Annotated in this window: 9 protein-coding genes; 4 read left to right on the top strand and 5 right to left on the bottom strand. The window is 37.3% G+C overall.

Annotated elements, in window-relative coordinates; genetic code table 11:
* The first annotated feature begins 24 nt into the window (after positions 1–24).
* The gene (locus GVN22_RS00850; RefSeq protein WP_166549174.1) at positions 25–2,586 is read left to right on the top strand and encodes a DNA translocase FtsK; all 2,562 of its coding nucleotides are present in this window, start codon (positions 25–27) and stop codon (positions 2,584–2,586) included.
* A gap of 100 nt (positions 2,587–2,686) precedes the next feature.
* Here GVN22_RS00850 and GVN22_RS00845 read toward each other — a convergent pair whose 3' ends face one another.
* Positions 2,687–4,786, bottom strand: coding sequence for an alpha-L-fucosidase (locus GVN22_RS00845; protein WP_205690738.1), 2,100 nt, complete (start codon positions 4,784–4,786; stop codon positions 2,687–2,689).
* 375 nt (positions 4,787–5,161) lie between these two features.
* On the opposite strand from GVN22_RS00845, the gene GVN22_RS00840 reads away from it, so the two are divergent.
* Positions 5,162–6,433: an aminotransferase class V-fold PLP-dependent enzyme gene (locus tag GVN22_RS00840; RefSeq protein ID WP_166549173.1), complete on the top strand. Its 1,272-nt coding sequence runs from the start codon at positions 5,162–5,164 to the stop codon at positions 6,431–6,433.
* Between the two features lie 308 nt (positions 6,434–6,741).
* Here GVN22_RS00840 and GVN22_RS00835 read toward each other — a convergent pair whose 3' ends face one another.
* The 3 genes from GVN22_RS00835 to GVN22_RS00825 form a co-directional block, all read right to left on the bottom strand.
* The gene (locus GVN22_RS00835; protein ID WP_166549172.1) at positions 6,742–7,173 is read right to left on the bottom strand and encodes a peptidylprolyl isomerase; all 432 of its coding nucleotides are present in this window, start codon (positions 7,171–7,173) and stop codon (positions 6,742–6,744) included.
* Positions 7,174–7,449: 276 nt separating this feature from the next.
* On the bottom strand, positions 7,450–7,626 hold the full coding sequence (locus GVN22_RS00830; RefSeq protein ID WP_166549171.1) for a FeoB-associated Cys-rich membrane protein: 177 nt from the start codon (positions 7,624–7,626) through the stop codon (positions 7,450–7,452).
* A 113-nt stretch (positions 7,627–7,739) separates the two neighbouring features.
* Positions 7,740–8,531, bottom strand: coding sequence for an inositol monophosphatase family protein (locus GVN22_RS00825; protein WP_166549170.1), 792 nt, complete (start codon positions 8,529–8,531; stop codon positions 7,740–7,742).
* A 277-nt stretch (positions 8,532–8,808) separates the two neighbouring features.
* On the opposite strand from GVN22_RS00825, the gene GVN22_RS00820 reads away from it, so the two are divergent.
* Positions 8,809–10,575 carry an ABC transporter ATP-binding protein gene (locus tag GVN22_RS00820; protein ID WP_166549169.1) on the top strand — a complete coding sequence of 589 codons (1,767 nt, stop codon included), beginning with the start codon at positions 8,809–8,811 and terminating at the stop codon, positions 10,573–10,575.
* Positions 10,576–10,867: 292 nt separating this feature from the next.
* Here the strand turns inward: GVN22_RS00820 and GVN22_RS00815 are convergent, their stop codons facing one another.
* Positions 10,868–12,307: a POT family MFS transporter gene (locus tag GVN22_RS00815; protein ID WP_166549168.1), complete on the bottom strand. Its 1,440-nt coding sequence runs from the start codon at positions 12,305–12,307 to the stop codon at positions 10,868–10,870.
* A gap of 710 nt (positions 12,308–13,017) precedes the next feature.
* On the opposite strand from GVN22_RS00815, the gene GVN22_RS00810 reads away from it, so the two are divergent.
* Positions 13,018–13,797: a ParA family protein gene (locus GVN22_RS00810; protein ID WP_095162408.1), complete on the top strand. Its 780-nt coding sequence runs from the start codon at positions 13,018–13,020 to the stop codon at positions 13,795–13,797.
* Positions 13,798–13,944 lie beyond the last annotated feature (147 nt).

Genomic DNA, 13,944 nt, shown 5'->3' with positions numbered 1-13,944 from the left:
ACCCTTCGAAATATTTAAAATGTTATGGCTAGAAATATTCCCAAAGATCCTGAGCAAAACCGACCTAAGGAAAAAGCTCGTTCAGCTTCACCAAGCCCATTCAAATTAGATTTTGGTGGCTCAGGTGTTGAACGTGCCCGTTTACTGATTGGTGGTGTTTTGGTGTTGTTTTCCGTATTTATGTTTTTCTCATTTTTTTCGCACCTTTTTACAGGTAAAGCAGATCAAAGTGAGATACATAACTCTTTGTCGAGTTTGGCAGAAACAGGTAAGAAAACCAAAAACTTTTTTGGGGTATTTGGTGCAAAATTAGCTGACCTTTTAGTACTTCGCTACTTTGGAGTTTCGGCTTTTTGGTTAGTGCCAATGACATTTTTTACGGGAGTACAAATCGGACTAAAACGAAGCCTTGTTAATTTAGAAAGGTTTACCAAACTTTCTATTTTTGGTATTTTGTGGGGAAGTACCTTCCTAGGCTTTTGGGTTTACACATTTCATATTGCCGACAACTGGAGCGATTTGTGTGGAGGAATGGGCTACTATCTCAACGAATATATGGATAGTCTCATGGGACCTTTTACGATTTTTGTAATATTATTTCTGCTCATACTCTTTATCTCGTTTTTCTACGGAACTGAGGTTTTAGTGGAATTTATGGAAAGGTTATTAGCTCCTGCCGAACCCGAAACAGAGACCAACGAAGAGCAAAATGCAGATGATATTAGCCAAGCCAAAAATATTCGCAGGGTAAGGGATGATCTTGAAAATACAGCTAAAAATACAAAGAATACTTTAAGAGTACCAGAGCCAGAGTTTGAGGATGATGATTTGCTGACAAGAGAAGATAATGCTGATGAAGAGAGTATCAGACCATATTTGCCACCAATTGTAGAGGCAAAAGCCAATACACCAGCTCAAACAATTAGCCCTGCGAGTACTGCTAGAAAAGAAGTCTCGTTGACCATAGAAAATACCTTGGAAGGAGATTTACCTGAGACAATCGACGAAATCGAGGAGGATATTCCTGTTACAGAAACATCAAAAGACGAAGCTAGTGATGAGTTAGTAAAACGATTTGGTTTATACGACCCTACGCTAGATTTACCTAATTATCAGTTCCCATCCGTTTCTTTGTTGAAAGATTATGACATGGGGAAAGCACAGGTTTCGCAAGAAGAATTGAAGGCTAATTCGAATAAGATTGTTGATACTCTTGGACATTATGGAATTGGGATTGCCGATATTAAGGCTACAATTGGACCAACAGTAACGCTTTATGAAATTATTCCTGATGCTGGGGTTCGAATTTCGAAAATCAAAAACCTTGAGGATGATATTTCCTTAGCACTGGCAGCCTTAGGAATTCGTATTATTGCGCCTATTCCAGGAAAGGGTACGATTGGTATCGAGGTGCCAAATAAAAACAGGGAAATGGTACCTGTAAAAATGGTGATTGGCTCAGAAAAATTCCAAAAATCAACCGCTGATTTGCCAATTGTATTAGGTAAAACGATTAGTAATGACATATTTATGACCGACCTTGCCAAAATGCCTCACCTTTTGATGGCAGGGGCAACAGGTCAGGGTAAGTCGGTAGGATTGAACATGATTCTGACGTCTTTGTTGTATAAAAAGCATCCTTCGCAACTAAAGTTTGTGTTGGTGGATCCTAAAAAGGTGGAATTAACGCTTTTCAACAAAATTGAACGTCATTTCTTGGCCATGCTTCCAAATGCAGCCGAGGCGATTATTACTGATACCAAAAAGGTGGTAAATACTCTCAATTCCTTGTGTATCGAGATGGATAATCGTTACAATCTGTTGAAAGATGCAGGTTGCCGTAACCTTAAAGAATATAACGCCAAGTTTGTCAATCGCCGATTAAATCCAGATAAAGGACACTATTTTATGCCTTATATCGTGTTGGTAGTCGATGAGCTTGCCGACTTGATGATGACAGCAGGTAAGGAAGTGGAACAACCTATTGCTCGTTTGGCGCAGTTGGCTCGTGCTATCGGAATACACTTGGTTATTGCCACACAGCGTCCATCGGTAAACGTTATTACGGGTACAATCAAGGCTAACTTCCCAGCTCGTTTGTCGTTTAAAGTGACATCTAAAATTGACTCAAGAACTATTTTGGATACAGGTGGAGCCGAACAATTAGTCGGAATGGGAGATATGCTACTTTCGACGGGTTCTGATATTATTCGTTTACAGTGTGCTTTTGTGGATACGCCAGAGGTAGAAGATGTTTGTGAATATATTGGCGAGCAAAGTGGCTACGATTCAGCATATTTATTACCTGAATTTGAGGGTGATTCTGGTGGTGGAAACGAAAAAGGTGATTTTGACTCTAAAGATAAAGATGAATATTTCGAAGAAGCAGCAAGGTTGATAGTTACCCACCAACAAGGTTCTACTTCACTTATTCAACGTCGTTTAAAATTGGGTTATAATCGTGCGGGACGTATCATCGATCAACTTGAAAAAGCGGGTGTTGTAGGTCCGTTTGAAGGATCCAAAGCTCGTGAAGTATATATAAAAGACTTAGATGCACTTGAAAAAATGTTGAGAGATTTATAAGTAATTTAGTGATTTGTGATTTAGAGAATGAGTGATTATTTAATGTATCTTAAAATAATCACTCATTCACTAAACCACTCAATCACTCAATTAGAGATGTCTACTTCGTTATCACATCTAATTCGGCATAGCCTGCCCAGTTATCGTTTTTCGTATTTTTTAAAGCCGTAAACCTAATAAACTTGGCATTACTAGGAGCAAAGGTTTTCACCTGTAAAAGAGGATTATTTTTAATATTTGAAAATTCTCCTTCGTTTACAACCGTCCAATTATTACCGTCTAAAGAAACAGAAAATTGATATTTTGCAATGACCCCATCTGTACTTTGCCACGGTAAATATTTAAATCCAGTAAGGGTAACTTCTTTTCCTAAATCAATAATCAAATCGGCTGGTAGTGCTTGTGTTTTAGCTTGATACCAAGCTGTATGAGAATTCCCATCGATTACTTTATACGCTTTTTCATCTGCGATACCAACAATTTTCCAGTCCTTTTTTACAATATCAAACTTTTCCTCAGCTGTCTCCGAACTCTTTTTAGTACTGGCTTCCACTGCTATGGCTTTTACTGTTGTTTTGCCATTGGTTTGAATAGTTCCAGTATATTTTGCTGATTTCGTGGTTGGAATACTTCCGTCGAGTGTATAATACACAAGTGATTCTGGGTCATCGGCTTTGATGCTTACTTCTCCTGCTTGGTTTCTTGTAATACTTGGTGCGGTAAGAATTTGTGGAGCATTAAAAATACCAATGTTCGAAATCAGTGGACAGGCTTTGGCATCCAAAATCGTGAAGCGAACTTTACTGGCTTTAATTGTTGGAAAAATGAGAATTCGCTTGTAGCCAATGGTAGTTTGTTGGGCTAACTCTTTCCAATTGCCATTAACAAGAGCTTCTACTTTAAAAGATTTTACTCGTTGCCCCAAGCGAATAAATTCTTGTGCCATAAAGCGATTGAAGAGCGTTGGTTTACCCAAATCTATTGTCATAGAGGCATTTGTGATACCTTCATCAGTTGCCCAATAGGTATTCTTGCTACCATCCAAAGCTTTAGAGGCATTAAACATTAAGGCATTTTCTCGAATGTTCGTCGCGCTTGCTTTTTTGTTTAGTGCCAAATTTACAGAGTAAGCATCTTTTACAGCTTTTGCCAAGGCTTTTACCGCTTTTTCATCATTTTCATGAATTAAACCTCTTTTGTCAATAGGAAAATTGAGTAACAAAGTCCCATTTCTACCGATGGAGTGATGATAAGTATTCATTAAGTCGGGCAGTGTTTTGACACGACTATCTTCGTATTCATGATAAAACCAACCTGGTCGGGTCGAAGTATTCACTTCTCCTGGTACCCATACTTCGCCGTTTTCTACGCCATGACGTAGCATATCCTCAGGCACATCACCTTTGGCGTTGAGTAAACTCCAATTTTTTTCACCTACATATCCTTCTTCTGTACCCACCCAACGGAGGTCGGCACGGTCGCCACCGTCGTTCCAAATCACGATTTTAGGTTGTAAATCACGAATAAGTTTATAGGTATTTGACCAATCATAATAGGTTTTTCGGTCAATTTTGCGAGTTCCTCTGCTACCACCATAATAGCCATCGCCGCCATTAGCACCATCAAACCAAATTTCGAAAATATCTCCGTATTGGGTCATTAATTCTCGTAATTGATTTCTGAAATATGTAATGTATTCTGGCTTACCATAGTCAGCAAAGTTTCTATCCCAAGGCGAAAGGTAGATGCCCATTTTTAAGCCATATTCTTTACAAGCTTTTGCCAAATCGCCTACAATATCACCTTTTCCATTTTTCCAAGGAGAATTTTTTACTGAATATTCTGTGTATTTAGAAGGCCACAAACAAAATCCAGAATGGTGTTTTGCCGTGATGATAATGCCTTTCATACCTGCTTCTTTACATACTCTAGCCCACTGACGGCAATCTAATTGTGTGGGATTAAAAATCTTTGGATCATCGTCACCAAATCCCCATTCTTGATTGGTATAAGTATTGGTCGAAAAGTGTACGAAAGCATAATATTCCATTTCCTGCCATTTGAGCTGGTTTTCGGTAGGAACGGGTCCTACAGCCTGTGGAATATTTTGGGAAATACTGATGCTTGAATAGGAGGATATCAGTGCTGTGGTAAGACAAAAACTGGCTATCTGAGAGGTAATAATACTTTTAAAGGTCATACAGTTTTTAATTAAATTGGGAATGTGATAATGAAATAGCAATAATAAATTAGTAGTGAGAAGGATTATCAAAACCATTTATTTCGGATTTCGGATGTTGGATTTCGGAAGTGCAAGGTTATATATTTTGTTAAAAATAAAGTCATTTTACTTTATTTCCGAAATCAGAAATCTGCAATAGTTTGGAATCCTTCGTACAGTCCTAATTATAAATCACTTTCTATATAGTAAATCTCCTCATTACTTATACTCATTTCGTTTTCTTTACTTATCTTTTTTAGAAAGAAAGTAAAAGATGTTATTAGTTAATCGTATAATCCGCTAACTTATATACCATTAACGTCTTACATAATTCAATTAATTTTCAACAAACGTATGAAATCTTATCTCTCCAAACGTCAGTTTCTTAAAAACCTTACAGGTGTCGCCGTTTTATCGCAAACTAATTTATCAGATTTAATACAACTTCATAAGCATATTCCTGCGGAAAAATTGGCAGAAGATGAACAGTTTTGGATAAAAATTCGAGAAGCTTATGATGTGCCTAAAGACTTTATTCATTTGGAAAATGGCTATTATTCCATGGCTTCCAAACCAGTGATGCAAAAATATTTGGCACATATTCAGGCTGTCAATAAAGTATCCTCATATTATATGCGAACTCGTCAGTTTGATGATAAAATGATTTCTCGAAAAAAACTAGCTGAGTTGTTGGGTTGTTCGCACGAAGAGTTAATAATTACCAGAAATACCACAGAATCGCTCGATACCATTATTGCAGGTTTTGATTGGAAAACAGGCGATGAAGCACTCATGGCAGAACATGATTACGGCGCTATGTTAGATATGTTTAAGCTCCAAGCCAAACGCCATGGCTTGACAAATAAGGTAATTTCAGTGCCCTTACATCCCAAATCAGACGAGGAAATTGTGGAGGTTTACGAAAAAGCAATTACGCCCAAAACTCGCTTATTTATGGTTTGTCATTTGATCAATATTACTGGGCAAATTTTACCCATTAAAAAAATCACTGAAATGGCACATCGACATGGAGTGGAGGTAATGGTGGATGGCGCTCATGCTTTTGCTCATTTGAACTTTAAAATAGGCGATTTGGGAGGCGTAGATTACTATGGAAGTAGTTTGCACAAATGGCTGGGAAACCCTCTAGGGGCGGGTATTTTGTATGTTAGAAAAGATAAAATAAAACCCGTTTGGCAAATGATTGGCGATATGGGTTATAACGACGAGGATATTAGAAAACTCAATCATACGGGTACGCATCCTGTGGCTACAGACTTGGCGATTGTAGATGCTATCGAATTTCATAATATGATAGGGATTACTAGAAAAGAGGCGAGACTACGATATCTACAAGAATATTGGACTTCGAAGGTTAGGGATATTCCTAATATTATGGTTAATACGCCGGAGGAGTCACATAGAGCCTGTGGAATTGCCAATGTAGGAATCAAAGGAATGAACCCTGCGGACTTGGCTAAAAAACTAATGGAAGAATATAAAATTTTTACCGTAGCTATCGGTTACGCAGGAGTTTTTGGGGTAAGAGTGACGCCTCATTTATACATTACTACCAAAGATTTGGATGCTTTTGTAGAGGCTTTGAAGCAATTGGCTAAAATGTAAAAAGTATTAATGTAATATAAAATTTCATTAATAGGCTTTAGGGTATAAGCCGTAGGCATTAGGCAAAAAAGGTTTACTTATTTCGTGAGAAATACTTTTTGGCTTTTAGCCTAAAGCCTAGAACTAAAAGCGGGTGAAATCATTTTAATTTTGCCCACTAACCTAAGCTGTAGTGATGAATTATGAAGGTAAGTTAAAGCGTAATTATATAAGCTTATTTTGCCCACTAACTTAGTTTTCAAAGTTTTACATTCACAATTCATCACTCACAATTCATCATTATTTGATAGTCTATCTGAATGAAATGATTAGCCAATAGCCACCAATTCAATGTCAAAAATCAAATCTTTTCCAGCTAATGGGTGGTTTGCATCCAATGTGATGTGTGTATCTGTAACTTCTGTTACTACCACTGGCATTACTTGACCGGTACCATCTTGGTGCATATTCAACTGCATACCTACTTCGTAAGGAATATCAGCAGGAATTTCGTTGCGAGGGAACATCGCCATGTACTCAGGATTTACTGGACCGTACGCCTCATCTACTGGAATATGAACAGTTTTTTTGTCTCCGATAGTCATACCAGTAATACCATTATCGAAACCAGCAATCACCATACCAGTACCTAGTTCAAATACTAAAGGCTCACGACCTGCTGAACTGTCGAAAATAGTACCATCTGTTAATTTGCCTGTGTAATGGACGCTAACTTTATCGCCCGATTTTGCTTGTGCCATTTTGATTGTTTATTAAGTAATTGAAGGTTTGTTTTGATTTTCGACAAAACTCCTTTATTCAAAGATGGTAGTTTATTTTTAAAAATTAAAATATCGGAGAAGGAAGTTGAAATGAAAATTGAGGAGCGAGTATATATCTTATTGATATATAGATGATTACGAAGGTGTTTGTTTGGTTTTCAATAACGAGTTATAACTATTTCTAGAAAATATAAAATTAGTCTAAGAATATCGGTGGTTAGGTAATATCTTTACCTAACCACCGATTGATATATATTAAATACTTTTATTATTTTCCATCTGAGCCATGATTTTATCTGCATCAAATGCAGCGCAAGAACCACATCCTTTGCTACAACCTGCTGTGTTTTTGGGGTTAAAATTGTTCCAAACCAATCGCACTAAATAGGCGATAGCAGCAAGAAAAATAAGTGCTATAATGATATTCTCCATTGTGTGACGAGTTAAGATTGACGTGTTTTGAGTTCGAAAAAAGGGTAGTTTGAAAATTATTAGCTTATCTCTATTTTCAAATCTTCAAATCCACATATCTTCAAATCACTTACCTATTTCCAGTGTTTTTGAATCACCTCTTTCAATTCATAAAACGCACCACAAGCGGCAATTAGTTCACGACCAAAGATAAAATCGTCACCACCTTTAAAATCACTGACGATTCCTCCTGCTTCTTGTACAATGAGTGTTCCTGCTGCCACATCCCAAGGTTTGAGGTTGTATTCAAAAAAGCCTTCAAAGCGTCCACAGGCTGTATAAACCAAATCAACAGCTGCCGAACCCATACGACGCAAACCATGTGATTTTTGCATCAGTTCTTTCAAAATAGCCAAATATTGGTCTGTTTGTTTGAAATCATAATATGGAAACCCCGTTGCTAAAAGGCTATCTTTCAATTGATTGGCTGAGGATACTTTGATAGGTTTTCCATCTAAATAAGCGCCACCACCCAACCAAGCAGTAAAACATTCTTCACGATTGATTTCCATTACAACACCACTTACAATTTTGTCATGGTGCATAAGCGCAATCGAAATCGCAAAAACGGGCAAACCGTGCATATAATTCGTGGTACCATCTACAGGGTCAACTATCCAAGCATATTCTTGGTCTTCAGTGCGTTCGGCGGTGCCTTCTTCGGCAATAAAACCAGCTTCTGGTAAAATCTGTCTGAGTCCTTCTACCAAACGAATTTCAGTTTCTTTATCAACATACGAAACCAAATCGTTGAGTCCTTTGTATTCGATACTATCTCTCGAAAATTCAGAAGCAGCTTCTTTCACAAACAAAGCTGTTTTGCGAGTCAATAAAGCCACCTGTTCGGTAATGTGTTGTAGGTTCATTTTTTTGAGTTGAGAGGGATAGGCACTAGGCAATAGTTCAAAAAGAATAATGCAAATCCCTCTTTTATTTTTAATTTAAAAAAACTCTTGCCTCCTTGCCTTTTTGCCTGATGCCTCTCACATTAGTTTTTTCTCCAATCTAAACTAATTGCGCTTTGTCGCTGTTGTTTTTAAAGGATAAGGTTTATTAATAACTTTGTCAAAGATAGTAAAAGTTTGAGAGGACTTTGAGCTTTCTATAATCGACAATAGACTATAATTTTAATTTTTCTGAACATTGAGAAAAGAAGAAAAAAGCGGGCAAATTTTTGATTTTGAGATATTACGACGCATTTACGGATTTTTACAACCCTATAAGGTACGTTTTTGGTCTTTGGTGGTTTTGATTATGGTAATGGCCTGTGTGGTACCACTCAATCCCTTATTGATTCGTCATACGATTGATAACGAAATCGCTCGTGGCGATTACAACGGATTATCTTTGATGCTATTGGCTATGCTTGGGGTATTACTGTTGCAAGGTTTCTTGCAATTTGTGACATCTTATATGGCGGGCTGGTTAGGACAAACTGTGATTCGAGACATTCGTGTGGCATTGTATGAAAAAATCCTTCATTTAAGACTCAAGTTTTTTGACGATACCCCAATTGGTCGCTTGGTGACTCGTACCGTTTCGGATATAGAAACACTCAACGATGTTTTCTCGGAAGGGTTGGCATCCATCGCTGGCGATATTTTACAATTAGTACTGATTACAGGAGTTATGTTTTATACAGACTGGCGCTTGACACTTATTTGTTTAATGACAGTGCCTTTCATGGTGGTTTCGACCTATATTTTTAAAGAATATATCAAGAAATCATTCAATGAGGTACGTATTGCGGTATCTAATCTGAACTCCTTTGTGCAGGAACATATCACAGGGATGAATATCGTACAGGCATTTAGTGCTGAAGAGCTAGAGTATAAAAAGTTTGTTGCCATAAATCAAACACATAGAGATGCCAATATTCGCTCAATTTGGGCATATTCGGTGTATTTCCCTGTAGCCGATGTTATTTTGGCGGCTGGGACTGGGCTGATAGTTTGGTTTGGGTCAAAACAAATTCTCAACCATGATATTACCTTGGGTACACTTACGGCGTTTATCATGTTTATGAACTTGTTTTTCCGTCCGATTCGTTTCTTGGCTGATCGTTTTAATACTTTACAAATGGGTATAGTATCGACTGAGCGTATTTTGAAATTATTGGATTCGGATGAATATGTTGCCAACAATGGTTCGTACAGTGCCAATGATTTGAAAGGTAATGTCAAGTTTGAAAATGTTTGGTTTGCTTATAACGACGAGGAATATGTATTGAAAGATATTTCTTTTGAAGTTAAACAAGGGGAAACCATCGCTTTGGTTGGCGCTACGGGTGCAGGAAAATCATCAACGATTAACCTTTTGAGTCGTTTTTACGAAATCAATAAAGGGAAAATTTTCATTGATGGTCGTGATTTGCATGAATACGAATTGCAAAGTTTAAGAAGCAAAATAGGTGTGGTGTTGCAAGATGTTTTCTTGTTTTCGAATACAATTGAAAATAATATCACGCTTGGAGATAAGTCTATTACCAGAGAAAAAATCATTGAAGCTGCTAAATTAGTTGGAGCCCATGATTTTATCGAAAGACTCCCTGATGGCTATGATTACAATGTGATGGAACGTGGTGCAACGCTTTCTGTAGGTCAACGCCAATTGATTTCCTTTGTGCGTGCGCTTGTACACGATCCTAAAGTGATTGTGTTAGATGAGGCGACTTCTTCAGTAGATACCGAAACAGAAGAAATGATTCAAAATGCGATTGCAAAATTGATGAAAGGTCGCACTGCCATCGTAATTGCACACCGTTTGTCAACCATTCAAAATGCCAATAAAATTTTAGTATTAGATAAAGGTGAAATTAAGGAGGAGGGAACCCACGAAAGTTTATTGGAAAAAGACGGTTGGTATGCCCAATTGCACAAAATGCAGTTTTTAGCGACACAAACACATTAGATTTGGGAATGCTGATTGTAGATTTCGGAATTTTGAAAGATATGGTAAATTCCGAATGGGGTGCGACTTAAGTCGCACCCTATTCGAAAAAAAGTTCTAAAATGTCAAGTAATTATTGACTATTCATCAAGCAAAAAGGCGGTCGAAAATTGTTTTTCGACCGCCTTTTTGCTACTATTATTTTGGCTTTAGACGTAAAGTATTACGTCTCTACGAGTGTGGAATGGAGATAAAAATAAACACTCAATTGAATGTAAATCCGCAATCAAACATCCAAAATCCGCAATCGAACCTATCCCACGTATTTGGTTTCTTTAAGTCTACCTGCTACCAGCATAAAAATTACAGTACTAGCGAACATCAATCCTGTAAAGAACCAGAAGTAAGAAGCACCATCTAATTGAGCTAAGAAACCACCTTTAGCGATATTGCCGTTTACCAAAGCAACGCCCAAGTTACCAATAGATACCGCAGAATACCAAATCGCAGTCATGGTACTTTTCATTGATTTAGGAGAGTTGGTATAAGCATATTCCAAACCTGTAATAGATACCAAAATCTCGCCCCAAGCTAATACCAAGTATGCCAAAATCTGCCACCATACCGATGGCTGACCACCTGCATCAATACTTGTCTGAATTAATGAAATAATGACAAATGAAACTGCTGTTAAGAGGAAACCAGCGCCCAAACGACGTAGTGGAGTTGTTTTGATACCTAATTTTTCGAAGAAAGGATACACTACGTAAGTGAATACAGGAATAAAACTAACCAAGAATAAGGGGTTCAATACCTGTACTTGTTCTGGTAGGAATGTATAACCTAAGCCTGTGTTTAGGTCTAATTTTTTAGCTTGTAGTACCCATTCTGCTAAGTTTTGGTCCCACAATGCCCAGAAGATAGGAATAAAGGCAAATACTGCTAAGACACGATAAACAGCTTTTACGCCTTCTACTTTTTCGTGGTCATATTCAGCTTTGGATACGTCCAACCAACTTTCGCCCTCTTTTCTTGCACCTAAATGTGTTAACGCATAGTAGGTAATAAATACAAAATTGTTACGATTGATTCCAGATGGAGGAACATGCACATATTTGTTTCTTCCTAAAAAGAACACTACCGTCGCAATCGCCATCAAAATACCTGGAACTCCAAATGCCCAAGCAGCGCCAATAGAAGCATAAATAACAGGAATGAAGATGTTAGATACTACAGAACCTGCGTTGATGGCGAAATAAAACCAACTATATGCTTTTGTCATTAAATGCTCATTACTCTTGTCAAATTGGTCACCCACGTTGGCCGACACACAGGACTTAATACCTCCTGCACCACAAGCAATAATAAGTAAACCTAATGAGAACATATCTAAATTGTTTTCGAACAATGCTAAAGTTAAGTGTCCAAAACAATACAAAACAGATACATAAAAAATCACTTTGTATTTTCCGAAAAACCAGTCAGCCACCAAGCCACCAATCATGGGCATAAAATACGCCAAAGCCACAAACATGTGAACCATTTCGTTGGATTTTGCTTCGGCAACTTTTTGAAGTACAGGGTTTCCGCTAGGGTTGAAGAACTGTGCAACTAAGAAAGTGGATAGGATAGAACGCATACCATAAAAGCTAAATCGCTCGGCTGCTTCGTTACCCAAGATATAAGGAATCGCTTTTGGAAACGTACCTTTCTTTTCCTCTGTTAGGGCTTCGTTAGAATGATTTGAAGTCATATATTTTTAAAGCTTTGTGCCTGTCAAAGTAGTTTTAGGATTCGTGGTTGCTACTTTGTAGGCTGTAAATAGTTTGTTTTTGTTAAGTGAATATAATGTTTTTGTTTTAGACTGATATCCTTCCTGTTTTATAATTTAACCCAATGTTAAATCTTAGGGTCAATACCCCTATTTACCTCCCATTAATCGACTTATTATTTGTAACTTGTAAGTAAAATAACATTCATCGAGATAGAAGAAAAACTTTTGGTGAAATACCTGTAATATAGTCTAAAATCGCTGTTTTTATTGAAAAAAACATTCTAAGTTAAACCTATATCAGCGGAATACCAACTTTTTGATAACTCCGAGACCAAATTTTAAGCAAGATTCTTCGAAAAATCCAGAAATATAGGATCTCATAAAAAGGTATTAATCAAATAATTAATATGGTTTTTATAGGCAGAGTAGTGCTGGTGACTAATTTTTTTGGTAAAAGCGCAAATTTGATTTCAATTATCTTGGTTTAGTAGGAAAGTTTTGGAAAGATTTTTTATATTCGTGAAACATTTGTGGAACACTCTTTGTAAATCTCCTTCGAAAGAGAGATATTTGAAGGTAGATTGAGTTATTCCTTATTGGTTATTCAGGATTCGTAGTTCTGTAAATCAAATTACCATCGGCTGTATAACTAATAATCAGTAACTGAAACAAGTAACTCAAAAAATCAAATGGGGAAAGTAATTGCGATTGCCAACCAAAAAGGAGGAGTTGGTAAAACTACTACCACTATCAACCTAGCAGCAAGTCTTGCCGCACTAGAATTTAGGACGCTTATTGTCGACGCTGATCCTCAAGCAAACTCTACATCGGGTTTGGGCTATAATCCTAAAGAAATCCAAAACTCGATTTATGAGTGCATGGTAGATGGGGTACAGGTACAAGATATTATCATCGAGACGGATTTGCCTTACTTACATTTGATTCCGTCACATATCGACTTGGTAGGTGCCGAAATTGAAATGATTAATCTTCGTGACCGCGAACAGCGTATGAAAGAATGCCTTCAAACGGTATTGCACGAGTACGATTTCGTGATTGTTGACTGTTCGCCTTCACTAGGTTTGATTACAATTAATGCTCTCACAGCAGCAGATTCAGTAATTATCCCTGTGCAATGTGAATATTTTGCCCTCGAAGGTTTAGGTAAATTGTTGAATACCGTTAAGATTATTCAATCTAGACTCAACACGGCATTGACCATCGAAGGTATCTTGTTGACCATGTACGATTTGCGTGTTCGCCTATCAAATCAAGTGGTTGCAGAAGTTACTTCACACTTCCAAAGCATGGTATTCAACACCATTATTCCTCGTAATATCCGTTTGTCAGAATCTCCTAGTTTTGGTGTACCAGCTATTGCTCACGACTCAGAAAGTAAAGGAGCTATTAGTTATCTGAACCTTGCCAGAGAAATTCTCGCGAAAAATGGCTATGTAAATCAGGAGTAGAGTGGTGGAGAAAATGTTGGACACAACAACTTCTTTTTCGAGAAAAACAATTTATCTGTTTATTGGAATAATCACATTGTAAGATATTCTTATCACAAATTAGCGCCAATATACATTTGTACTTATTAACTTTTATACCATGAGTAA

Source organism: Cellulophaga sp. BC115SP, from assembly GCF_009905545.1.
Taxonomy (GTDB): Bacteria; Bacteroidota; Bacteroidia; order Cytophagales; family Spirosomataceae; genus Flectobacillus; species Flectobacillus rivi.
Note: the sequence above shows the minus strand (reverse complement) of the source record. Positions and strands in the feature narration are given on the sequence as shown.